This is a genomic window from Streptomyces sp. YIM S03343, from assembly GCF_054729195.1.
The window spans coordinates 4,364,599-4,386,143 of sequence record NZ_JBPUKX010000001.1 but is presented as its reverse complement, the minus strand read 5'-3'; the positions used below and the strand labels follow the sequence as shown (position 1 = coordinate 4,386,143).

At 70.0% G+C, this 21,545-nt stretch carries 18 protein-coding genes; 10 read left to right on the top strand and 8 right to left on the bottom strand.

Annotation, left to right across the window (positions count from 1 at the left end; all coding sequences use genetic code 11):
* Positions 1-77: 77 nt before the first annotated feature.
* The gene (locus ACSYGN_RS18815; protein WP_460397122.1) at positions 78-1,133 is read right to left on the bottom strand and encodes a Yip1 family protein; all 1,056 of its coding nucleotides are present in this window, start codon (positions 1,131-1,133) and stop codon (positions 78-80) included.
* A 103-nt stretch (positions 1,134-1,236) separates the two neighbouring features.
* Positions 1,237-2,715: an FG-GAP repeat domain-containing protein gene (locus ACSYGN_RS18810; protein WP_460397120.1), complete on the bottom strand. Its 1,479-nt coding sequence runs from the start codon at positions 2,713-2,715 to the stop codon at positions 1,237-1,239.
* A 267-nt stretch (positions 2,716-2,982) separates the two neighbouring features.
* On the opposite strand from ACSYGN_RS18810, the gene ACSYGN_RS18805 reads away from it, so the two are divergent.
* Positions 2,983-3,321, top strand: a complete 339-nt coding sequence (locus ACSYGN_RS18805) for an antibiotic biosynthesis monooxygenase family protein (protein ID WP_460397118.1) — start codon at positions 2,983-2,985, stop codon at positions 3,319-3,321.
* A gap of 73 nt (positions 3,322-3,394) precedes the next feature.
* Here the strand turns inward: ACSYGN_RS18805 and ACSYGN_RS18800 are convergent, their stop codons facing one another.
* The 3 genes from ACSYGN_RS18800 to ACSYGN_RS18790 form a co-directional block, all read right to left on the bottom strand.
* Positions 3,395-5,047, bottom strand: coding sequence for an IS1182 family transposase (locus tag ACSYGN_RS18800; RefSeq protein WP_460391610.1), 1,653 nt, complete (start codon positions 5,045-5,047; stop codon positions 3,395-3,397).
* A 181-nt stretch (positions 5,048-5,228) separates the two neighbouring features.
* Positions 5,229-5,486 (bottom strand): GntR family transcriptional regulator, encoded by a 258-nt coding sequence (locus ACSYGN_RS18795; RefSeq protein ID WP_460397116.1) that lies wholly within the window; start codon positions 5,484-5,486, stop codon positions 5,229-5,231.
* A gap of 156 nt (positions 5,487-5,642) precedes the next feature.
* The gene (locus tag ACSYGN_RS18790) at positions 5,643-7,949 is read right to left on the bottom strand and encodes a (Fe-S)-binding protein (protein ID WP_460397114.1); all 2,307 of its coding nucleotides are present in this window, start codon (positions 7,947-7,949) and stop codon (positions 5,643-5,645) included.
* A 520-nt stretch (positions 7,950-8,469) separates the two neighbouring features.
* Between ACSYGN_RS18790 and ACSYGN_RS18785 the strand changes: the two genes are divergently transcribed.
* The 7 genes from ACSYGN_RS18785 (at position 8,470) to ACSYGN_RS18755 (ending at position 17,467) form a co-directional block, all read left to right on the top strand.
* Complete coding sequence (locus ACSYGN_RS18785; protein WP_460397112.1) at positions 8,470-9,816, top strand: MraY family glycosyltransferase; 1,347 nt, start codon at positions 8,470-8,472, stop codon at positions 9,814-9,816.
* A 105-nt stretch (positions 9,817-9,921) separates the two neighbouring features.
* A complete protein-coding gene (gene dnaK / locus ACSYGN_RS18780; RefSeq protein ID WP_460397110.1) occupies positions 9,922-11,760 on the top strand; it encodes a molecular chaperone DnaK in 1,839 nt (612 codons plus the stop codon).
* Positions 11,757-12,413 carry a nucleotide exchange factor GrpE gene (gene grpE, locus ACSYGN_RS18775; protein ID WP_460397108.1) on the top strand — a complete coding sequence of 219 codons (657 nt, stop codon included), beginning with the start codon at positions 11,757-11,759 and terminating at the stop codon, positions 12,411-12,413. Before dnaK ends, grpE begins: the two co-directional genes overlap by 4 nt.
* A gap of 48 nt (positions 12,414-12,461) precedes the next feature.
* The gene (gene dnaJ / locus ACSYGN_RS18770) at positions 12,462-13,640 is read left to right on the top strand and encodes a molecular chaperone DnaJ (RefSeq protein WP_460397106.1); all 1,179 of its coding nucleotides are present in this window, start codon (positions 12,462-12,464) and stop codon (positions 13,638-13,640) included.
* A 5-nt stretch (positions 13,641-13,645) separates the two neighbouring features.
* Positions 13,646-14,092, top strand: coding sequence for a heat shock protein transcriptional repressor HspR (locus ACSYGN_RS18765; protein ID WP_460397104.1), 447 nt, complete (start codon positions 13,646-13,648; stop codon positions 14,090-14,092).
* Positions 14,093-14,677: 585 nt separating this feature from the next.
* Complete coding sequence (locus tag ACSYGN_RS18760) at positions 14,678-15,781, top strand: sugar ABC transporter substrate-binding protein (protein WP_460397102.1); 1,104 nt, start codon at positions 14,678-14,680, stop codon at positions 15,779-15,781.
* Positions 15,782-16,348: 567 nt separating this feature from the next.
* On the top strand, positions 16,349-17,467 hold the full coding sequence (locus ACSYGN_RS18755) for a helix-turn-helix transcriptional regulator (protein ID WP_460397100.1): 1,119 nt from the start codon (positions 16,349-16,351) through the stop codon (positions 17,465-17,467).
* Between the two features lie 100 nt (positions 17,468-17,567).
* On the opposite strand, the gene ACSYGN_RS18750 is transcribed toward ACSYGN_RS18755, so the two are convergent.
* Positions 17,568-18,560 carry a helix-turn-helix transcriptional regulator gene (locus ACSYGN_RS18750; protein ID WP_460397098.1) on the bottom strand — a complete coding sequence of 331 codons (993 nt, stop codon included), beginning with the start codon at positions 18,558-18,560 and terminating at the stop codon, positions 17,568-17,570.
* A gap of 315 nt (positions 18,561-18,875) precedes the next feature.
* Positions 18,876-19,886 carry a helix-turn-helix transcriptional regulator gene (locus ACSYGN_RS18745; protein WP_460397096.1) on the bottom strand — a complete coding sequence of 337 codons (1,011 nt, stop codon included), beginning with the start codon at positions 19,884-19,886 and terminating at the stop codon, positions 18,876-18,878.
* A 102-nt stretch (positions 19,887-19,988) separates the two neighbouring features.
* Here ACSYGN_RS18745 and ACSYGN_RS18740 point away from each other — a divergent pair, with 102 nt between their 5' ends.
* Both ACSYGN_RS18740 and ACSYGN_RS18735 read left to right on the top strand, forming a co-directional pair.
* Positions 19,989-20,405, top strand: a complete 417-nt coding sequence (locus ACSYGN_RS18740) for a hypothetical protein (protein ID WP_460397094.1) — start codon at positions 19,989-19,991, stop codon at positions 20,403-20,405.
* Positions 20,402-20,737: a hypothetical protein gene (locus ACSYGN_RS18735; protein WP_460397092.1), complete on the top strand. Its 336-nt coding sequence runs from the start codon at positions 20,402-20,404 to the stop codon at positions 20,735-20,737. The genes ACSYGN_RS18740 and ACSYGN_RS18735 overlap by 4 nt, the downstream gene beginning before the upstream one ends.
* A gap of 249 nt (positions 20,738-20,986) precedes the next feature.
* On the opposite strand, the gene ACSYGN_RS18730 is transcribed toward ACSYGN_RS18735, so the two are convergent.
* Complete coding sequence (locus ACSYGN_RS18730; RefSeq protein ID WP_460397090.1) at positions 20,987-21,400, bottom strand: pyridoxamine 5'-phosphate oxidase family protein; 414 nt, start codon at positions 21,398-21,400, stop codon at positions 20,987-20,989.
* Positions 21,401-21,545 lie beyond the last annotated feature (145 nt).

Here is a 21,545-nt window from a genome sequence, read left to right as displayed (position 1 = left end):
ACCGTTTCCGTGGTCGCCCGGGCCCCCTTCTGGCGGTCGTCAGCCCTGAGGCCTGTCAACCCTGAGGCCTGTCAGCCCTAGAACGTGCCCAGCTTCACGATCGACAGCAGCGCGATCAGCTGGATCGCCGACGCACCCAGGGCCTTCGGCCACGGGAGGTCGTGGGAGCGGGAGACCATCAGGGTCAGCAGGGCGCCCGCCGCCACCCAGGTGGCCCAGCCGAGCAGCTTCACGAACGTCGCGTCGCCGCCCAAGAACATCGCCACGACCAGACGCGGCGCGTCCGTGATGGACATGATCAGCATGGACAGGCCCACCGTCGGCTGCCACGCGCCGTCGCCGCCCAGCTGACGGGCCAGGGTGTGGGTGACGACACTGAGCACGAACGAGCTCAGCACCATCGCCACCGCCGTGACCAGCACGATCGGCACCGCGTTCGACAGCGTCGCGTCGATCGCTTCCTTGCGGGCGCCGTCGAAGCCGAAGACGGCGAGCAGGCCGTAGAGGAACGTGACGATCAGGGCCGGGGCCCACATCGTGTAGTCCCGCATGCGGAGGAAGGTCTGGCCGGGGGAGAGCACGATGCCCCTCAGCAGTTCCTTCCAGTGCAGCGGCGGGCCGATCGGGCCCGGCGGCGGCGCGGTGGCGGAGCCCGCGTGGTACGTCTCGCCCTGGCTGTACGGGTCCTCGCCCACCGCGAACGCCTGGGTGCTGCCCGGGTTGTTCGCCGCGTACGGGTCCTGGGCGCCCTGCCCGTACGGGGCGCCGCCGTCGCCGAAGTACTCCGGCTCGCCGTGCGGGCCCTGCGGCGCGCCGCCCTGGCCGCCCGGGCCGGGGCCGTAGCCACCGCCCTGCGGGGCCTGCGGGTAGCCGTACGACGGTCCCGCCGGGGCCTGCCCGTACGACGACGGCCCCGGTCCGTACGACGGTCCCTGCTGACGGCCGTACGACGGCCCTTGCGGGGCCTGTTGCCCGTACGGCGGTTGTTGCGGTCGCGAGTGCGGGGCGGCGTGATTGTCGCGGCCGCCGCGTCCGTTCCTGAATCCAGCCACGTTCTCGAACGTACCTGCTTCCCCGGAGTGACGTGCCGGGCCCAGCCATCCGGGCCAGGCTTTGCTGCCGAGCTGTGACATCCCCTAGTGGCCTGACCGTGCCCTCCCGGTGACATCCCCTAAGGGAGGTCACCGGGAGGGCACAGGGGTTCACTGGGCTCACTGAGCCGGCGTCGCGCGTCGGTCAGTTCGCGAACACTCCGCCGAACTGCGGCGTGCCCGACGTCGAGACGCCGACGTTGCCCGGGGAGAGCGCACGGGAGCCGGTGGTGGTGATCTTCGCGCCGTTGGAGGGCAGGTAGGTGACCGAGCCGTCGCCGGCGTTCTCGAAGCTGCCGACGACCAGATCGGCCTTGCCGTCGCCGGTGACATCGTCGAGTTTGACGTCGAGGCCGAAGAGGTCGTTCTTCTCGTCGCTGCCCGGGACGCCGGCGGTGCTCTGGGCGAACGTCTGGAAGCCGGACGACACGTTCAGGCCGGATGCCGAGCCGTACAGGACGGTGACCATGCCGGCGTCGGTGACGCCCCCGAGGTCCTCCTTGGCGGTGGCGACGGCCAGGTCCTGGTAGCCGTCCCCGTTGATGTCGCCGAGGTCGAGGTCCCAGCCGAAGCTGTCACCCTTCTCCGAGCTGCCGGGCACGTTCCCGGTGTTCTGGGTGACGCCGGTGGTGCTGCCGGGGCCGGAGGCCGTGCCGTAGGTGATGTTCACCTTGCCGCCGTCGGCCGCGCCCACCGGGTAGGTCCGCCCGTCGCTGGTCTTGGCGTCCCAGCCCGCGCCGCTGATGATGTCGCCGTAGCCGTCGCCGTTGATGTCGCCGATGCCGGTGATCGTGCCGGGCAGGAGGGTCTTCGTGGGCGCCGCGCTGAGACCGCTCGCGGTGCCGGGGACGTAGTAGTTGGTGTTCCAGCCGTTGCCGGTCTTGGTCTCGAAGCCGTCGACGACCAGGTCGGTCCTGCCGTCGCCGTTCACGTCGCCGGCGGTGAGGTTCAGCGGGCCGTAGCCGCTCGACATGACCGGGGCCTTGACCGTCGTGCGCCCGCCGGGGGTGCCGGCCGTGGTGAAGCCGCCCTTGTAGACGTAGATCGTGCTCGCCGAGCTGCCCACGGCCAGATCGGCCTTGCCGTCGCCGTCGAAGTCGCCGGCGGCCAGGGTGTTGCCCCAGTGGTCGTGCGAGGAGGCGGCCGGGTCCTTGACGTCCACGCTCTTGCCGGTGAGACCGCTCTTGGAGCCCCACAGGATGGCCAGGGCGCCGCCGCCCGTGTCGGTGCCGACCTTCTCGTTCGGGGAGCCGACGGCGAGGTCGTCGTAGCCGTCCCCGTTGAAGTCCGCGTACGCCGTGGCGTAACCGAAGAAGTCGCCCGCCTCGGCGGTACCGGGGACGCCGGTGGTGTTCTGGCTGATGGTGGTGCGCTTGGCGGAGGTCACGCCGGAGGCGCTGCCGTAGAGGGCGACGACCTGGCCCGCGTTGGCGTGGCCGCTCACGGCCGCGCCGGGCGCGGAGGCTACGACGTCGCCGATGCCGTCGCCGTTGAAGTCGGCCTTCGCGACCTTGAAGGAGTCCGCGGCGGTGGCCGTCGTCGCCGCGAACGTGAGCAGCCCGCCCGTCAGCGCGGCCGCGGTGGCCGTCGCGAGGGCGAGTCGCAGGTGGCGGTGCTGGTGCATGCGGGTTCTCCTGCAGCATGCGGGGGATGCCTCGCACGGGCATCCGCAGTCGATGGGGTGCCGGGCGTTCAGGTGTTTGACGGGAGTTGGTCCCGCTGTCATGAACGGGTCGGCTTACGGATGACCATCGGTGTGACGTAAGGGTTGTAGGTGAGTTCGATAAACGGCCGAAAGAGGTCCATCAGAGATCCACCAGAGATCCATCGCGGCTCGCCGCGGGGTGACCCCGGTCCGGTCCGCGGGGAGGCCGGGGAGGAGGATGAGGGCATGAGCGTAGTCAAGATCAACGTGCTGACTGTTCCTGCCGAACAGCGGGAGATCCTTGAGAAGCGGTTCGCCTCACGGGCCCACGCCGTCGAGAGCTCCGACGGTTTCGAGTGGTTCGAGCTGCTGCGTCCGGTCGACGGGACCGACAGGTACCTCGTCTACACCCGCTGGCGCGACGAGGCCGCTTTCGAGGCGTGGCGCGACGGCCCGATGCGCTCCGCCCACCGCGACGGCGGCGCGGGCGAGGGCGGCGAACGGCCCACGCCGGCGGCGACGGACGCGACGCTGTGGTCCTTCGAGGTCGTGCAGCAGGCGGGACCGGGTTCCGCGGGCGCGTAGTTCCTACGGCGGTGTGCCGCGCCCCCGTGGGTGGTGACCGACGCTGACTCTGTCGGGGATCTTGGCGGTCTGCTCAGTCTCTGGCGGACCGCCAAGACCTCGGCCGGGGGATCCCGTGCTGGTCCAGGTAGTTCTGGAAGGCGGTCGGCCGTCGGGACGGAGGCGCTTCTCCGGTCGGCGGCCGTCGGCTGAGGCGCTCGATGTTTGCAGCGATGGCTGTGAACACGTGCTGTAAGTGGGCTTTGTGCTGTCCCCGGTAGCGGCAGTGGCGCATGCCGTGTCCGTGGGCGAGCTCGTTGATGGTGCCTTCCACTCCGGAGCGGACCGCGTAGCGAGCCTGCCATTCGGGTGTCTGCTGCTCGGCACGGACTCGGAGTTGCAGGTCACGGAGTTCTCGCGGGGGGAAGCCCACGCTCCGGGCGCTGTCGGCGGTGGTCGTGCAGCGGGTGCGGACCGGGCAGGGCCGGCACTGGCTCTTGGTGAACCGGGCCACGATCAGAGGTGCCGCCGTGGGCGAGGAAGTCGGGTAGGGGCCGTGCCAGCCCGCGCTGGTCTCGCCCTGCGGGCAGGTGACCTGCCGACGGTCGAAGTCGATGTGGAAGTCGTCGCGGCCGAACCCGTTGTTCCTGCGGTTCTGGCGGGTGGTGTTGACCGGCAGTGGTCCGGTGACCGTGACCTGGTGTTCGCGGGCTGCCTGTTCCAGATGGACCAGGGAGGTGTAGCCGCCGTCGACCAGATGCTCGGCGGGCAGCAGCCCGCGGCGCTTGAGCCGGGTGTGGATGCCGGGCAGAGCCTTCGCGTCGTAGCCGGTGGCATCGGTGGTGGCCACATCCGTGATCACGTTGACGCCGTCGGGATCGCAGGTCTCGGTGAGATGCGCGACGAACCCCTTCCAACGGGTGACGTGTCCGCGGCGCGCGTAGCGGGCCGTCGGATCGTAGGGCGAGACGACCGCGACGGACGAGGGCGGCAGCCCGCCGTCCTCCACGGTGCGCCAGCGCAGGCGCCCGGCCCCGTCACGGTAGTAGTTCTGCACCATGATCTGCCGCAGGGCCTGGACGCGGGGCCCTGACAGGCGTTCCGGCCCGTGCTGCCCGAGGTGCTCGATCAGCCGGACGGCGTCGCCTCCGGTGGCGAGGATTCTGGTCTTGGGGCGGGTGGGGTTCTTGCCCAGACGGACCGGACGGCCGTAGCGGCGCCCCCACTCCTCGTCCACCAGGCCGGCCAGCAGGTGATCAGCGGTGCCGGCCAGCTCTTCCAGCGCGGCGCGGACGGCCTCGGTGACCAGTTCCAGCCGGGTCAGGTCGCGCACCGCGGCCAGGACGTGGGTGGAGTCCGTGCGCTGGGTGGTGCGTTCGCGAACGAGACCGGCCTCCTTCAGGCGTTCGAGCGCGAGGTCGAGGAGACGGTCGGCTCGGCCGTCCTCGGTGAGACGGTCGCGGAAGTCGGCCAGCACGCTGTGGTGGAAGCCGGGATCGTCCAGTTCCATGGCCAGCGCGTATTTGAAATCGATGCGGCAGCGAACCGCTTCGGCCGCCTGCCGGTCCGACAGACCGAGCAGGAACTGGAGCACACAGACGGTGGCCAGCTGGGCGGGCGAGAGCCCTGGGCGGCCGTCGCGGGGGTACCAGTCGGCGAAGTCCTCGTCACGCCACAGCCCGCCCAGGCGGTCTCTCACCCACATCGCCGTTGTACCGCTCGGGTTGCTCGCCCGCGCCATCTGCATGGTCAGAGAAGGGACTTGCTCACCAGAACGGGCGTGAAGCGACAACGGGCACCTCGACAACTGCATCGGTCCTTGAACAGAGCCGAGCATGCCCGTTGATCATGCTGCCCCGCCGGGGATCCTCAAGATCCCCGACAGAGTCAGCGTCGTGGTGACCCTGCGGGGGCGCGGCGTGACGGCGTCAGGCGGTGGGGTCGGTGGCTTCGGCGGGGCGCTCGGCCACGAAGGAGCCCAGGCCCGGCTCGGTGTAGGTCAGGCCCTCTTCGCGCAGCGCGCGCAGCACCTTGTGCGCAGTCGCGTTGGCGATGCCGAACTCCGTCGTGAGCTGCACGACGGACGGCACCCGGGCGCGCGGGCGGTACGTACCGTCCGCTATGCGCCGCCGGATCACCTCGGCCACCTGGCGCCACCGGGGAACGTCGGGAGCAAACTCGATCACGGCAACATCATGCCTGGAATGCCGCAGTTGCTGTGAATCCGTTGTGGAGATGTGGACGGACTCCGCAGCCGGCGGGCAGCAGGGCTGGCGTCATGCGTGACGGTGCCCTCCGTCCCGTAGGAGACGGAGGGCACCGGAACTTCCGTACCGGGGGCGTTACTTCACCGGCTCCGGCTCCGGCGCGGGCTCCGCCTCAGGCTCGCCTGCCGGGTCCACCGGGGTTTTCACCGAGTTCAGGAGGAGCTGGGCGACGTCCACGACCTGGACCGATTCCTTCGCCTTGCCCTCGTTCTTCTTGCCGTTGACCGAGTCGGTCAGCATGACCAGGCAGAAGGGACAGGCCGTGGAGACGATGTCGGGGTTCAGCGAGAGGGCCTCGTCGACGCGTTCGTCGTTGATGCGCTTGCCGATCCGCTCCTCCATCCACATCCGCGCGCCGCCCGCGCCGCAGCAGAAGCCGCGCTCCTTGTGGCGGTGCATCTCCTCGTTGCGCAGGCCGGGGACGCTCGCGATGATCTCGCGCGGCGGGGTGTAGATCTTGTTGTGGCGGCCCAGGTAGCACGGGTCGTGGTAGGTGATGATGCCCTCGACCGGGGTCACCGGGACCAGCTTGCCCTCGTCGACCAGGTGTTGGAGCAGTTGGGTGTGGTGGATGACCTCGTAGTCGCCGCCGAGCTGCGGGTACTCGTTGCCGATGGTGTTGAGGCAGTGCGGGCAGGTGGCGACGATCTTCTTCGCCGCCCTCGGCTTCCTCGACTCCGCCGTGACGTTGCCGTCGTCGTCCAGTTCCTCGCCGAACGCCGTGTTCAGCGCCATGACGTTCTCCATGCCGAGCTCCTGGAACAGGGGCTCGTTGCCCAGCCGGCGGGCGGAGTCACCGGTGCACTTCTCGTCGCCGCCCATGATCGCGAACTTCACGCCCGCAATGTGGAGGAGCTCGGCGAACGCCTTGGTCGTCTTCTTGGCGCGGTCCTCCAGGGAGCCCGCGCAGCCGACCCAGTACAGATACTCGACCTCGGTCAGGTCCTCGATGTCCCGGCCGACCACCGGCACCTCGAAGTCGACCTCCTTCAGCCACTCCAGGCGCTGCTTCTTGGCCAGGCCCCAGGGATTGCCCTTCTTCTCCAGGTTCTTGAGCATCGTGCCCGCCTCGGAGGGGAAGCTGGACTCGATCATCACCTGGTAGCGGCGCATGTCGACGATGTGGTCCACGTGCTCGATGTCCACCGGGCACTGCTCCACGCACGCACCGCACGTTGTGCACGACCACAGCACGTCCGGGTCGATGACGCCGCCCGTGGCGAAGCCGTCGTCGGACACGGCGTCGGCCGGGCCGATCAGCGGCCGCTCGGCCTCGGCGAGAGCCGCGGCGGGCACCCCGGCGAGCTGCTCCGTGGACGCCCGCTCCTCGCCCTCCGCCGACTTTCCGCCGCCCGCCAGCAGATACGGCGCCTTGGCGTGCGCGTGGTCGCGCAGCGACATGATCAGCAGCTTCGGCGACAGCGGCTTGCCGGTGTTCCAGGCAGGGCACTGCGACTGGCAGCGGCCGCACTCCGTGCAGGTGGAGAAGTCCAGCAGGCCCTTCCAGGAGAAGTGCTCGACCTGCGACACGCCGAAGACGTCGTCCTCGCCCGGGTCCTCGAAGTCGATCGTCTTTCCGGCGCTGGTCATCGGTTGGAGCGCGCCCAGCGAGGTGCCGCCGGTCGCGTTCCGCTTGAACCAGATGTTCGGGAAGGCGAGGAAGCGGTGCCACGCCACACCCATGTTGGTGTTCAGCGAGACCACGATCATCCAGACCATCGACACGCTGATCTTGATCATGGCGACCAGGTAGACCAGGTTCTGGAGCGTCGTCAGGCTCAGGCCCTTGAAGGCCAGGACCAGGGGGTACGAGGCGAAGTACCCGGCCTCGTAGCTGTCCACGTGGTGCAGCGCGCCCTCCAGGCCGCGCAGGGTGTAGATCGCCAGGCCGATGGTCAGGATGACGTACTCGACGAAGTACGCCTGGCCCAGTTTCGAGCCGGCGAAGCGCGACTTGCGGCCCGGGCGCGACGGCAGGCTCAGCAGGCGGATCGTCATCAGTACGGCGATGCCGAGCACCGTCATCACACCGATGAACTCGGTGTACATCTCGAACGGCACGAACTCGCCGAGCCAGGGCAGCAGCCATTCGGCCTTGAAGATCTGGCCGTACGCCTGGGCCAGGGTCGGCGGCAGGGTGAGGAAGCCGATGGCCACGAACCAGTGGGCGAAGCCGACGACACCCCAGCGGTTCATCCGCGTGTGGCCCAGGAATTCCCTGACCAGGGTCACGCTGCGCTCATAGGGGTTGTCCGTGCGGCTGCCGGCCGGGACCGGCTGGCCGAGTCTGAAGTACCGGAGGAACTGGCCGATGGCGCGTGCGATCAACGCGACGCCGACCACCGTCAGGACCAGCGACACGACGATCGCGGCGAGTTGCATGAGGGCTCCTCGGGCCTGCGAGGCTTATGTATTACTAAGCGGTAACTTACCTGGTCCGTCTGAGACTACCCTCATCTTGGACCGCATTGCAGTCGGCCGTGCGGTGATCTGTGTCGCTGAGTGCTCCCTTCTCGCACACCCCGGGTGCTCCCGTCTCGTCCCCCGTGTGCCCTCCGGTCCCCCGCGTGCCCTCCGGTCCCCCGTGTGCCCTCCGGTCCCCCGTGTGCCCTCCGGTCCCCCGTGTGCCCTCCGGTCCCCCGTGTGCCCTCCGGTCCCCCGTGTGCCCTCCGGTCCCCCGCGTGCCCTCCGGTCCCCCGCGTGCCCTCCGGTCCCCCGCGTGCCCTCCGGTCCCCCGTGTGCCCTCCGGTCCCCCGTGTGCCCTCCGGTCGTCCGTATCCCGTCCTCCGGTCGTCCGTATCCCGTCCTCTGGTCGTCGTCATCCCCTCCTTCTGCTCCGCGACACGCGATCCGATGATGCGATTCGTACCGAATTGCTACATTCACCCCCTACTTTGGATCCGTGCTCTACGGGATCGCCGCCGCCACCTCCGCCCTCCTCCTGGCCGCCCTGCTCACGGCGCTGCTCCGGGCGCCGCTGCTGCGCGCCGGGGTCGTCGACCGGCGCCGGGTGCGGCCCGTGCCGCTCGGCGGCGTGGCCGTCGTCCTCGCCACCTGTGCCGTCGCCGGTGCCGGGAACTGGACCGGCGTCGCGCCGCTCGGCGACGGGACCGGTGCCCTGCTGCTCGCCGCCGGGGGTGTCGCGGTCCTCGGTGCGGCGGCCGACGCGTGGCGGCTCAGGACACGGTTCCTGGCCGTCGGTACGGCTGTCGCCGCGGCGCTCGTCGTGCCGTACGGCGAGACCGGCACGGCCGCCGGGGTGGCCGCCGGGGTGGCCGCCGTGGGTTGGGTCGTCGGCGTCACGCTCGCCTTCCGGGGGCTCGACCACGCCGACGGGCTCGCTGGGACCGTCGGGGTGGTGACTGCCTTCGGGGCCGGGATGTGTGCGGCGGCGGAGGTGCTGGACGGGCTGGCGGTACTGCTCTGCGTGCTGGCCGCGTCGCTCACCGGGTTCCTGATGCACAACTGGCCTCCCGCGCGCGCGGGACTCGGCGCGTCGGGCTCCCTCTTCACCGGGTTCCTGCTCGCCTCGGCGGGCGTGCTGGTGAGGAGCGGGGGCGGGCATACGTTCATGTCGAGCACGGCGGTGCTGTTCGGGCTCGGCGCGGTGGCCGTCGCCGACACCGTCCTGGTGCTGCTGTCCCGGGTGCTGTCCGGGCGTCCGCCGCTCCGTGACGGCCCCGATCATCTCGTCCACCGCCTCCGGCGGCTCGGGGTCACACCGTCGGGTGCAGTGGTCCTGGTCGGTGCCGGGGCGTCGGCCGGTGTCACGGTGGCCGTGCTGATCCACACCGGGTGGTGCGGGGCGGGCGCGGCTCTGTGGACGGCGGGCGGGGCCCTCGTCGCCGTACTCGCGCTGCTGCGCGTGTCGCCGTACCGTCGTCGGGCGGAGGCGCGTACGAGCGTGCGTACGAGCGTGCGTACGGGCGTCCGTACGAGTGCGCGCATGGACCCCGCCACCTCCACCGCCACCGCCGCTGCCGCCGTCCGGCGACCGTACGACACGCGGGCACATGGCGTGTCGTACGCCCCCACGCGCGCGGGAGCCACGGGAGCCACGGGATCCACGGGAGCCACGGGAGCCACGGGAGCCACGGGAGCCACGGGAACCAGCCGTGCCGGAGCCACGCGCGCGGGCGGATCGATCCCCGTCGCCCCACGCGCGCGGGTGACCCGGTCAACCCCGATCCCACCCCCGCTCCGCCCGGCCCCGCCGCAAACCCGCAGCTCAAGCACCCCTTGCGTGTAAGGAACGGATAAGACTTGAGCCCTGCAGACTCAGGTCTGTTGACCCCGCGGCGGGCGTCATGCACACTTGAGCCTGTTCCACTCAAGTCAGCTGGAGGAAATCACCATGGCACGTGCGGTCGGCATCGACCTGGGCACGACTAACTCCGTCGTCAGCGTTCTGGAGGGCGGCGAGCCCACCGTCATCACCAACGCCGAGGGTGCCAGGACCACGCCGTCCGTCGTCGCCTTCGCCAAGAACGGCGAGGTGCTGGTCGGCGAGGTCGCCAAGCGCCAGGCGGTCACCAACGTGGACCGGACCATCCGGTCCGTCAAGCGCCACATGGGCACCGACTGGAAGATCCAGTTGGACGGCAAGGACTTCAACCCGCAGCAGATGTCCGCCTTCATCCTGCAGAAGCTCAAGCGGGACGCCGAGGCGTACCTGGGCGAGAAGGTGACCGACGCGGTCATCACCGTCCCGGCGTACTTCAACGACTCCGAGCGCCAGGCGACGAAGGAGGCCGGCGAGATCGCCGGTCTGAACGTGCTGCGCATCGTCAACGAGCCCACCGCCGCCGCGCTGGCGTACGGCCTCGACAAGGACGAGCAGATCATCCTGGTCTTCGACCTCGGTGGCGGCACCTTCGACGTGTCGCTGCTGGAGATCGGCGACGGCGTCGTCGAGGTGAAGGCCACCAACGGCGACAACCACCTCGGTGGTGACGACTGGGACCAGCGTGTCGTCGACTACCTGGTGCGCCAGTTCCACTCCGGCCACGGCGTGGACCTCTCCAAGGACAAGATGGCCCTCCAGCGTCTGCGCGAGGCTGCGGAGAAGGCCAAGATCGAGCTGTCCTCGTCCACCGAGACCTCGATCAACCTGCCCTACATCACGGCGTCCGCCGAGGGCCCGCTGCACCTGGACGAGAAGCTCACCCGCGCCCAGTTCCAGCAGCTGACGGCCGACCTCCTGGAGCGCTGCAAGACGCCGTTCCACAACGTCATCAAGGACGCCGGTATCGCCCTGAGCGAGATCGACCACGTCGTCCTGGTCGGCGGTTCCACCCGTATGCCCGCCGTCGCCGAGCTCGTCAAGGAGCTGACCGGCGGCCGTGAGGCCAACAAGGGCGTGAACCCGGACGAGGTCGTCGCCATCGGCGCCTCGCTCCAGGCCGGTGTCCTCAAGGGCGAGGTCAAGGACGTTCTGCTTCTCGACGTCACCCCGCTGTCCCTCGGCATCGAGACCAAGGGCGGCATCATGACCAAGCTCATCGAGCGGAACACGACGATCCCGACCAAGCGTTCCGAGATCTTCACCACCGCCGAGGACAACCAGCCCTCCGTGCAGATCCAGGTCTACCAGGGCGAGCGCGAGATCGCGGCGTACAACAAGAAGCTCGGCATGTTCGAGCTGACCGGTCTGCCGCCGGCGCCCCGCGGCGTCCCGCAGATCGAGGTGTCCTTCGACATCGACGCCAACGGCATCATGCACGTCACGGCGAAGGACCTCGGCACCGGCAAGGAGCAGAAGATGACCGTCACCGGCGGCTCCTCGCTGCCGAAGGACGAGGTCGACCGGATGCGCCAGGAGGCCGAGCAGTACGCGGACGAGGACCACCGCCGCCGCGAGGCCGCCGAGACCCGCAACCAGGGCGAGCAGCTCGTCTACCAGACGGAGAAGTTCCTCAAGGACAACGAGGACAAGGTCCCCGGCGAGATCAAGGCCGAGGTCGAGGTCTCCATCGCGGACCTGAAGGAGAAGCTCAAGGGCGAGGACACCGCCGCGATCCGCTCCGCCACGGAGCAGGTCGCCGCCGTGTCGCAGAAGCTGGGCCAGGCCATGTACGCCGACGCCCAGGCCTCGCAGGCCACGGGCGGCGCGTCCGCCGGTGCCCCCGCCGGTGACGACGACGTCGTGGACGCCGAGATCGTCGACGACGAGCGCAGGGACGGTGCCGCGTGACGGAGGAGACCCCGGGCTTCGAGGAGAAGCCCGACGTCCCTTCCGGCGCCACCCCTGACGACGCCGAGCCGAAGGCCGCCCCCGAGGAGGGGGCGGCCCCGGCCGGGGACGCGAGCGACCGGACCGCAGGTCTGATCGCCCAGCTCGACCAGACGCGCACGGCGCTGTCCGAGCGCACCGGGGACGTACAGCGTCTCCAGGCCGAATTCCAGAACTACCGCCGCCGTGTCGAACGTGACCGGATCGCGGTCAAGGAGATCGCCATCGCGAACCTCCTGACCGAGCTCCTGCCCGTGCTCGACGACATCGGCCGCGCGCGGGAGCACGGCGAGCTCGTCGGCGGGTTCAAGTCCGTCGCCGAATCGGTGGAGACCGTCGTCGCGAAGATGGGCCTCCAGCAGTTCGGCAAGGAGGGCGAGCCCTTCGACCCGACGGTCCACGAGGCCCTGATGCACTCGTACGCGCCGGACGTCACCGAGACGACGTGCGTGGCGATTCTCCAGCCCGGGTATCGGATCGGCGAGCGCACCATCCGCCCCGCGCGCGTGGCGGTCGCCGAGCCCCAGCCCGGCGCGCAGACCGTCAAGGCCGACACGGCGGACGAGACCGCGGCGGGCGACGACAAGGAGAGCGGTGGCCCGGAGGAGGGCTGACACAAGGCTCGACGAGCGGTTCGACGAGCGGAAGGAGGGACGTCGGGGATGAGCACCAAGGACTTCATCGAGAAGGACTACTACAAGGTCCTCGGCGTCCCCAAGGACGCCACCGAGGCCGAGATCAAGAAGGCGTACCGGAAGCTCGCGCGCGAGTTCCACCCGGACGCCAACAAGGGCAACGCCAAGGCGGAGGAACGTTTCAAGGAGATCTCCGAGGCGAACGACATCCTCGGTGACCCCAAGAAGCGCAAGGAGTACGACGAGGCCCGCGCCCTGTTCGGCAACGGCGGCTTCCGCCCCGGTCCCGGAGCGGGCGGCGGCTCCTTCAACTTCGACCTGGGCGACCTCTTCGGCGGCGGCACCCAGGGCGGCCAGCAGGGCGCCGGCGGTTTCGGCGGCGGCCTGGGGGACGTCTTCGGCGGCCTGTTCAACCGGGGCGGCACGGGTACGCGGACCCAGCCGCGGCGCGGTCAGGACATCGAGTCCGAGGTCACCCTGAGCTTCACGGAGGCCATCGAGGGCGCCACCGTCCCGTTGCGGATGTCCTCGCAGGCCCCGTGCAAGGCGTGCTCCGGCACCGGCGACAAGAACGGCACCCCGCGCGTGTGCCCGACCTGTGTCGGCACCGGGCAGGTGGCCCGGGGTTCGGGCGGCGGCTTCTCGCTCACCGACCCCTGCCCCGACTGCAAGGGCCGCGGTCTCATCGCCGAGCATCCCTGCCTGGAGTGCAAGGGCAGCGGCCGCGCCAAGTCCTCCCGCACCATGCAGGTGCGCATCCCCGCGGGCGTCACCGACTCGCAGCGGATCCGGCTGCGCGGCAAGGGCGCCCCGGGCGAGCGCGGCGGCCCGGCCGGGGACCTGTATGTCACGGTCCACGTCGGGCCCCACCCGGTGTTCGGCCGCAAGGACGACAACCTGACCGTCACCGTGCCCGTCACCTTCACGGAGGCGGCGCTCGGCGGCGAGATCCGGGTGCCCACCCTGGGCGGGCCGCCGGTCACCCTGAAGCTGCCCGCCGGCACGCCCAACGGCCGCACCATGCGCGCCCGGGGCAAGGGCGCGGTCCGCAAGGACGGCACCCGCGGCGACCTTCTGGTCACCGTCGAGGTGAGTGTCCCGAAGGACCTGCCGGGGAAGGCTCGTGACGCACTTGAGGCGTATCGCGAGGCGACCGCGGGCGAGGATCCGCGGGCGCAGCTGTTCGAGGCCGCGAAGGGAGCTTGAAGGTGATGGACGGCCGTCGACGAAATCCGTATGAACTGACCGAGGAGACCCCGGTCTACGTCATCTCGGTGGCGGCCCAGCTCTCCGGACTGCACCCGCAGACGCTGCGCCAGTACGACCGCCTGGGCCTGGTCTCCCCGGACCGCACCGCGGGCCGGGGCCGGCGCTACTCGGCCCGTGACATCGAACTGCTCCGCCAGGTGCAGCAGTTGTCGCAGGACGAGGGCATAAACCTGGCGGGTATCAAGCGCATCATCGAACTGGAGAACCAGGTCGTCGCGCTCCAGTCCCGGGTGGCGGAACTGGAGGCGGCGTTGGACGGCGCGGCGGCCGCAATGCGCCAGCGCGAGGCCGCGGTGCACGCCTCGTACCGGCGCGACCTGGTGCCGTATCAGGAGGTCCAGCAGACCAGCGCGCTGGTCGTCTGGCGGCCGAAGCGGCAGCAGGACTGACCTGCGGCCGGGGCCGGTGACTCTGCGAGGGGTCCGGAGGAGACATCCTCCGGGCCTCTTCGTCGTCTCTTCGCCGTCTCTTCGTCGGTCTTCGCCGTCTCTTCGTCGTCTCTTCGCCGTCTTCTCCCCGTGTCGCCGGCAGGGGGAAACGACGGCGGCTGTCAGGGCCTGATGGGGTTTGACGGGGCTTGGCGGGGTCCTGGGCGGCACAGCGTGCGGGAGGGGTGGCCGACTTCGTTCGATCTTCTGATCGGGCGTCGAACGGGCAGCGAACGGCCCCGGGAGCGGTGCCCCTCGCGACTCGAGAGGAACGCGCGGGGAAGGGGGATCGGATGTGCGGATCTTTACCTTCCCCTGAACTCCGGCTGGGTGAAGGGTCCGTAAAGAACCATTGATGGTGATTTCACAATCCCTTCACAGGACTTGCGGAGCGTGGCGTTGCGCACTCGTTAAGTATTGCTCTTGACGCTGGGCCTGCCGGGAGCGTTGGCTTTTGAGTCATCTGGGTCTTCATGCTGCCCAGACATCTTGGGCCGCAGTGCGCTGCGCCCATGCCCCGGAAACGCACGTGAAGTGAGCCCCCTAATGCGTCGTATCGCCATATCCTTGGCCGCGTCCACGGTTACCCTTTCGCTCGCCGGATGTGGGGTGCTCAACGCTTCAGGGGACAGCGCGAGCGCCAGTCCGACCAAAGGCAACGATGTCACCATCGGCCTGCTGCTCCCGGAGAAGGCCAACACTCGGTACGACGACTTCGACTACCCGATCATCAAGGAGCACGTCGCCAGCCTCACCAAGAAGCAGGGCAAGGTGCTCTACGAGAACGCCGACGCCGACGCCAAGACGCAGGCCAAGCAGCTCCAGCAGATGATCGACGAGAAGGTCGACATCATCCTGCTCGACGCCGTCGACTCGCACGGCATCGCGTCCGGCGTCAAGAAGGCCAAGGAGGCGGGCATCCCGGTCATCGCCTACGACCGGCTGGCCGAGGGCCCGATCGACGCGTACATCTCCTTCGACAACGAGCTCGTCGGCGAGGTGCAGGGCCGCACCCTGCTCGAGGCGATGGGCAGCGTCGGGACCTCCACCAAGATCGTCATGATGAACGGTTCGCCCACCGACCCGAACGCCAAGCAGTTCAAGCAGGGCGCCCTGTCCGAGCTGAACGGCAAGGTGACGATCGCCAAGTCCTACGACACCAAGGACTGGAAGCCGGAGAACGCCCAGGCCAACATGGCTGAGTCGATCAGGGCGATCGGCGCGAGCAACATCGCCGGTGTCTACGCCGCCAACGACGGCATGGCCGGCGGCATCATCCAGGCCTTCGAGGCCGCGGGCGTCACCAACCTGCCGCCCATCACCGGCCAGGACGCGGAACTCGCCGGTGTGCAGCGCATCCTGGACGGCACGCAGTACATGAGCATCTACAAGTCCTACCCGGCGGAGGCCGAGGCTGCCGCGCAGATGGCCGTGGCCCGTGTCCAGGGCAAGGACATCCAGTTCGACGCGCTCACCCGCGACCAGGTCGACAGCCCCACCAACAAGAAGATCCCGGCCCAGCTGGTCGCCGTGACCGCCCTGACGAAGGACAACATCAAGGAAACCGTGATCGCGGACAACATCTACAAGCAGTCCGAGATCTGCGCGGGCAAGTACAAGTCGGAGTGCGCCGCCGTGGGCCTGAAGTAGCCCGCAGCCTGCGGTCCGGAGCCTGCTGCCCGCTGCCTGCTGCCTGCTGTCCGCTGCCCGCAGCGTGCGGCCCGCAGCGCTTGTCGCGCGGTCAGCAGCGGACCCGCGGGCCGGGCTCCCCTCCCGGCCCGCCTCCGCCCCCCTACCCCCGCCCGTGCCCTGAGCGGCGGCGGTCCCCCCGGGCCGCCGCCCGCCCTCGCCGCATCGCGCCACCCCCGTGGACGCGATGCGGCGTCGTGCTTTCCGGGGGTGTCGGCCGTGCGGCGGTCCCGGGACGGCGGGGAGCCTGAACGGGACCGGAGTCGGGTGACGGGCACCCTGGGGAAGCGGAATCCACGATGCACGCTGCCACACCGCCACACCACCGTCAGCTTGTTGCAATGCGACGGGCGGAGGCCCGGAAATAGCGGTGGATACCGGTGGTTTGCGCCGTCCGTAGTGCGAAGAGCCGTGTTGCGGAGCAGGTCCCGGCCGCGCATAGTTGCGGAGCCGAGGGGTCTCGACACGCGCTGTTGCGCCCCGCGGGCGGACCGTGGAACAGGCGGGTCTTCGGGGGTGAGATGGGCGATGGCCGGGCATACGGCGGGGCAGCATCCGCACGGTGCGGACCGGCTGTGCGAGGAGGGGGACCGTGTGTACTCCCGGGCGGTACGCCGCGGCCGGGTGCGGCGCGGGGAGGCGGACCGGGTGCCCTGCCTGCTGGAGCTGGCCCTGCTGCACCCCGACCCCGACGACATGGACTGGCTGGTGCCCACCTCCCCGCAGGAGGTCATGACCCGGCTGCTGCGCGGCGTCTACGACGAGGTCACCGCCAGCCACAGCCGCGTCGGCTCCGCCGTCGAGGCCATCGAGCGGTACGCCGGGCTCGGCCACCGGCTCCAGGCGCCCTCATCGCCCGAGGGCACCGCGATCCGCGTCCTGGACGGCCTCTCCCGTATCCAGGCCGCGATGGACGAGGCCACCGAGGCCTGCACCACCGAGGTCCTCACCGTGCAGCCCGGCGGCATCCGCAGGGAGGACGAGCTCACCGAGGGCCTGCACCGGGCGCTCGCCCTGCGCGGCCGCGGAGTGCGGATGCGCGACCTCTACACGCACGTCGCCCGGCACGGCCAGGGCCTGCTCAACTACCTGGAGCTGATGGGCGACGCGGTCGAGGCACGCACCCTCGACGAGGTGATCGACCGGCTGATCCTGTTCGACCGCACCGTCGCCTTCGTCCCCGCCAACACCGACCGCACGATGGCCCTGGAACTGCGCCATCCCGCGCTGGTCGGCTATCTGATGACCGTCTTCGAGCGGCTGTGGCGGCTGGCGATCCCGCTGACCGCGCCGCTGCCGGACACCGGTATCGAGGGCATCTCGCACCGTGAGCAGTCCATCGCCGCGCTGCTCGCCGAGGGCCACCAGGACGCGGCGATCGCGGAACGCCTCGGCATCAGCGTGCGTACCTGCCGGGCCCATATCGCCCGTCTCTCCGAGACACTCGGCGCGGCGAACCGCACACAACTGGGCGTACGCATCGCCCAGGTCGGCCTCGACTGCCCACGGGGCTCGACGGGTTCGCCGGGCCCGGCGGGACCGGTGGTGGGTGCAGCGCCTTTCGCCCCCGCCGCCCCTTCCCGTCCCGTCACGGGGGCTCCGCCCCCGTCCCCCCGCTCCTCAAACGCCGGAGGGGCTGATTTTTAGCCCGTCCGGCGTTTGAGGACGAGGCCCGAAGGGCCGACAAGGGGGGTCTGGGGGCGCAGCCCCCAGGGACGGGAACGGGAAGGGGCGGCGGGGGCGAGACTCATCCCTCCCGGTCGAGGATCCCCGAGCGGGCGATGAGGAAGCCCAGTTGGGCGCGGCTCTCGCTGCCCAGGGTTGCGGCGAGCTTGGCGATGTGGACGCGGGCGGTGCGGACGTTCATGCCGAGGCGTTTGGCGATCACCGCGTCGGTGTGGCCCTCGACCAGCAGGGCCGCGATGGCGCGCTGGCGGGCTGTGACGCCGTCCGGGGCGGGCGGGCGTACCGCGCTCGGGTACATCGGCGTGGCCAGCCGCCACAGCCGTTCGAAGGTCGTCACGAAGTAGTCGAGCAGTGCGGGGTGGCGGACCTCCAGTGCCAGGCGGCCGTCCTCGCCCGCCGGGATGAACGCCACCGTCCGGTCGATGACGATGAGCCGGTCGGTGACCTCGTCCAGGGTGCGGCACTCCACGTCGCCGCGCAGCGCCTCGCAGTTGGCGAGGATCGCCGGGGAGTGGCGCTGGGTGTGCTGGTAGAGGGTGCGGATCCGGCCGTCGCGGTCCAGTAACGCCTGGTCACGGGCGCGGGCGCGGGACCGGGCCACCTCGTTGCGGTGGTCGTCGTAGTGGGCGTGCGGCTGGATGCACAGGGTCTCCCGGCACGCCTCCGCCATGGCGTCGGTGATGACCTGGTTGATCCGGTCGGTGCCGCTGAGGATCCGCAGCGTCGGGGTCTCGGCCGTGGCCGCCGTACGGCCCCCGTCGAGCCGCAGCAGCCGTTCGAACGAAGCCGCCAGCCGCTCCTCGCGGCGCCGTTCGTCCGCGATCCGGGTCGCGGAGGCGCGCAGCAGCCGGTGCAGGGCGAGGGCGGGCGGCACGGGCTCCAGCCGGTCCAGATCGTCCACGGCGGGCTGCAGCAGGCCGTGGCCGACCAGACAGGGTGCCTCAGCGGCCTCCGCGGCGGCCACCCGGCCGTCGCGCAGGGCGCGTTCGTAGAGCTTCTCGCCGACCGGGCACAGGTCCTCGACACCGTGCTCCGGATGTGCCGCCGCGTTCATGACATGCATCCTCCGTCCGGTCCGAGTATCCATCGCGTCCGGCGCCCGTACGCGGGCCGGTCGTCCGGCGTGCGGCCCTGTCCGCCGGTGCGTCAGGGCCGCTCGTTTGGATCATGCCCGCGGACACAGGGTTTGGATCAGGCCCGCGGACACAGGGTTTGGATCAGGCCCGCGGACACAGGGTTTGGATCAGGCCCGCGGACACGGGGTTCGGATCACGCCCGCGGACACAGGGAACGGATCATGCCCGCAGATGCGGGTTTCGGATCAGGCCCGCAAACGCGGGGGCGGCACTCCTCCGAGCTCGGCGATGCTTCAGTGCTCCTGGTCCAGCAGGCCCGACTGGGCGATCAGATAACCGAGTTGGGCCCGGCTGCCGCTGCCGAGGGCGGCGGCGAGCTTGGCGATGTGGGCGCGGCAGGTGCGGACGTTCATGCCGAGCCGGCGGGCGATCGCCTCGTCGACATGACCCTCGATCAGCAGCTTCGCTATGGACCGCTGGACGCCGGTGATGCCGTCGGTGGGGGGCGCGTAGGCGGGCTCCTCCAGGAGGGGCGCGGCGCGGCGCCACAACTGCTCGAAGACCTTCACGAGGTACTGGACGAGGCCGGGATGCCGCAGCTCCAGGGCGATCTGACGGTCGTCGCGGGCCGGTATGAAGGCGACCGCGCGGTCGAAGATCATCAGGCGATCGATGAGTTCTTCGAGCGTCCGGATCTCCACCTTGCCCTTCGCCATCATCTCGGCGTAGGCGAGCGTGCCCTGGCTGTGCCGGGCCGTGTGCTGGTACAGCGTCCGCATGGTGATGCCGCGTCCGATGACGTCCTGGCCGCGTTTGAGGGCGGTCTCCAGGACGTGTTCGCTGCGCCCGCCCCCGGGTTGGACGGTCAGCACCTCCGACTGGCACTCGTGGGTGGCCCGTTCGATGGCCGCGTTGATGCGCTCGATGCCCTCGTGCACGGTGACCGCGTGCGTCTCACCTGGGCTCTGGGCGCTGATGGCCATGAACGGCTCGAAGGAGTCGGTCAGTTCGGTGGCCTCGTGGCGGCGCTCCTGGATCTCGCGTTCGAGGGGGTGCAGACGCTGTGCGAGAGCGATGGCCGGGGGGACGGGCTGGAGCCAGGTCGGGTCGTCCGGATCCGGATGGAGCAGCGCGAACTCCAGCAGGCAGGGGGCCGGTCCGGCCTCCGAGCGGGCGACGCGTCCCAGACGGAGCGCGTCGGCGTACAGTCGCTTGCCGGCATCGCAAAGCTCCGTCATGCCATGAGGATGTGTCCCTTTTTTAGCTGTATTCGGCAAATCTCCACCCCCCAGGGTCCTGAACATGCAGGAACATGATGCACCGCTGCTGTGGCTTTGACGTGGCTTGATGAGCCATCGTCTTGAGGGCGGGGGAGAGACACAGGGGAAGTGAGGACGAAGCCCACCATGTGCAAGAGAACGCTTCGCTCGATACTTGCCGTTGCCTTCTCCGCGGGACTGGTCTTCGGCGCGGCGAGCACTCTGGACCTCGGCTGGGACAGCAGCACGGCGGTCGTGAGCGTGTCCGACAGTTCGCAGGACCTCGGCTGGGACAACGGCAAGCTCGATCTCGGCTGGGACAGCAGCACGGCGGTAGTCGGCGCGGCGAACGTTCCGGGTGACCTGGGCTGGGACAGCAGCAAGCTGGATCTCGGCTGGGACAGCAGCAAGCTGGACCTGGGCTGGGACAGCAGTGCGACCGTCGTGAGCGCGGCGGATGTTCCGGGCGACCTCGGCTGGGACAGTGCCCAGGCGGTCGTGAAGGCGTCGGACGGTTCGCAGGACCTCGGCTGGGACAGCGTCCAGGCGGGTGTCACGGCATGACCACTCCCCCGGACGACCGCTCGTTCCGCCGGGAAATGGCCACCGCCTACCGCTCCGGCTGGCACTTCATCGACCTGGTCACCGCGATCCCGCACAGCGGGGACTCGCTGATGGTGACCGTGTTCGGCGAGCCGGTGGTCGTCACGCGGGACGAGGACGAGGACGTACGGGCCTACCGATGTCTGCGCAGGCCGCGCGGCGCGCCGCAGCCGGTGCGGTGTGCCATACGGTACGGAATGATCTTTGTGAACCTGGATCAGCGGGATCACCGGCTGGTTGAGCCGGACAGCGCGGACATACAGACTATTTCAGCCACCCCCCGCAGTGCCTGACGCGATTCCCCCGTCGTAAAAGATCGCCTCAGGTGCTTCCCCCCGCAGCGGCGTCACCGTGACCTGAACACGGTGACGCCGCTGCAGTTTTGAGCCGATATTTCAGGACACCGGCCGTATCCCGGTCTTGGCTGAAACTCGTCCATGCGCGGCGGCCGGGTATGGCGCCCGTGCGCGGCGGCTGTTTGTGTCACCCGTGTGCGGCCCGCCTCTGTCGCCCGCATGCGCCCCCGCTCGTGTCATACGCGCTCACCCGCGCCCCGTAGCCCGCGTCAGCGCGATCTCGATCACCACCCGGGACGGATTCGGCCGCGGCGCATGCCCGTACCGCTCGGCGTACCGCCGTTCCGCCTCCGCGACCTGCTCGGGCTCGGCCCGTACGACGGCCAGCCCCTCCAGCGTGGCCCAGCGCCGCCCGTCCACCTGGCACACCGCGACCCGCGCCCCGTCCGGCCCGGATGTAAGAACATGGCGTACCTTCGCGCTCCCCTTGTCCGTGATCACCCGGGCCAGCCGGGCCGCGGGGTCGTACGTCACCCCGACCGGCACCACATGCGGGCTGCCGTCCGGCCGGAGCGTGGTGAGCGTGCAGAGATGCCGCTCCTGCCAGAAGGAGAGGTACGGGGCGTCGGGTGCGCCCGGGTCTTGGGGATACGTCGCCATGGTTCTGGAATCTAACCGGGGCTTCGCCGGGTTTCGCCGGCGGATCCCACCCATCCAGTAGCCGTATCTCGTACCCATCCCGTACTTGAGCGGAATAGACTCAACTTTGTGTACGCTGAGGGAGTCAGTAGTGGGGCTGACTGAG

Bases quoted from the DNA above. Each gene is read 5' to 3' on its own strand.
- ACSYGN_RS18790 (WP_460397114.1), bottom strand. From the start codon at position 7,949: ATGCAACTCGCCGCGATCGTCGTGTCGCTGGTCCTGACGGTGGTCGGC.
- ACSYGN_RS18805 (WP_460397118.1), top strand. From the start codon at position 2,983: ATGAGCGTAGTCAAGATCAACGTGCTGACTGTTCCTGCCGAACAGCGG.
- ACSYGN_RS18730 (WP_460397090.1), bottom strand. From the start codon at position 21,400: ATGGCGACGTATCCCCAAGACCCGGGCGCACCCGACGCCCCGTACCTC.
- ACSYGN_RS18760 (WP_460397102.1), top strand. From the start codon at position 14,678: ATGCGTCGTATCGCCATATCCTTGGCCGCGTCCACGGTTACCCTTTCG.
- ACSYGN_RS18755 (WP_460397100.1), top strand. From the start codon at position 16,349: ATGGCCGGGCATACGGCGGGGCAGCATCCGCACGGTGCGGACCGGCTG.
- dnaJ (WP_460397106.1), top strand. From the start codon at position 12,462: ATGAGCACCAAGGACTTCATCGAGAAGGACTACTACAAGGTCCTCGGC.
- ACSYGN_RS18740 (WP_460397094.1), top strand. From the start codon at position 19,989: ATGTGCAAGAGAACGCTTCGCTCGATACTTGCCGTTGCCTTCTCCGCG.
- ACSYGN_RS18810 (WP_460397120.1), bottom strand. From the start codon at position 2,715: ATGCACCAGCACCGCCACCTGCGACTCGCCCTCGCGACGGCCACCGCG.
- ACSYGN_RS18745 (WP_460397096.1), bottom strand. From the start codon at position 19,886: ATGTTCAGGACCCTGGGGGGTGGAGATTTGCCGAATACAGCTAAAAAA.
- dnaK (WP_460397110.1), top strand. From the start codon at position 9,922: ATGGCACGTGCGGTCGGCATCGACCTGGGCACGACTAACTCCGTCGTC.
- ACSYGN_RS18765 (WP_460397104.1), top strand. From the start codon at position 13,646: ATGGACGGCCGTCGACGAAATCCGTATGAACTGACCGAGGAGACCCCG.
- ACSYGN_RS18750 (WP_460397098.1), bottom strand. From the start codon at position 18,560: ATGAACGCGGCGGCACATCCGGAGCACGGTGTCGAGGACCTGTGCCCG.
- ACSYGN_RS18800 (WP_460391610.1), bottom strand. From the start codon at position 5,047: ATGCAGATGGCGCGGGCGAGCAACCCGAGCGGTACAACGGCGATGTGG.
- ACSYGN_RS18815 (WP_460397122.1), bottom strand. From the start codon at position 1,133: ATGTCACAGCTCGGCAGCAAAGCCTGGCCCGGATGGCTGGGCCCGGCA.
- ACSYGN_RS18735 (WP_460397092.1), top strand. From the start codon at position 20,402: ATGACCACTCCCCCGGACGACCGCTCGTTCCGCCGGGAAATGGCCACC.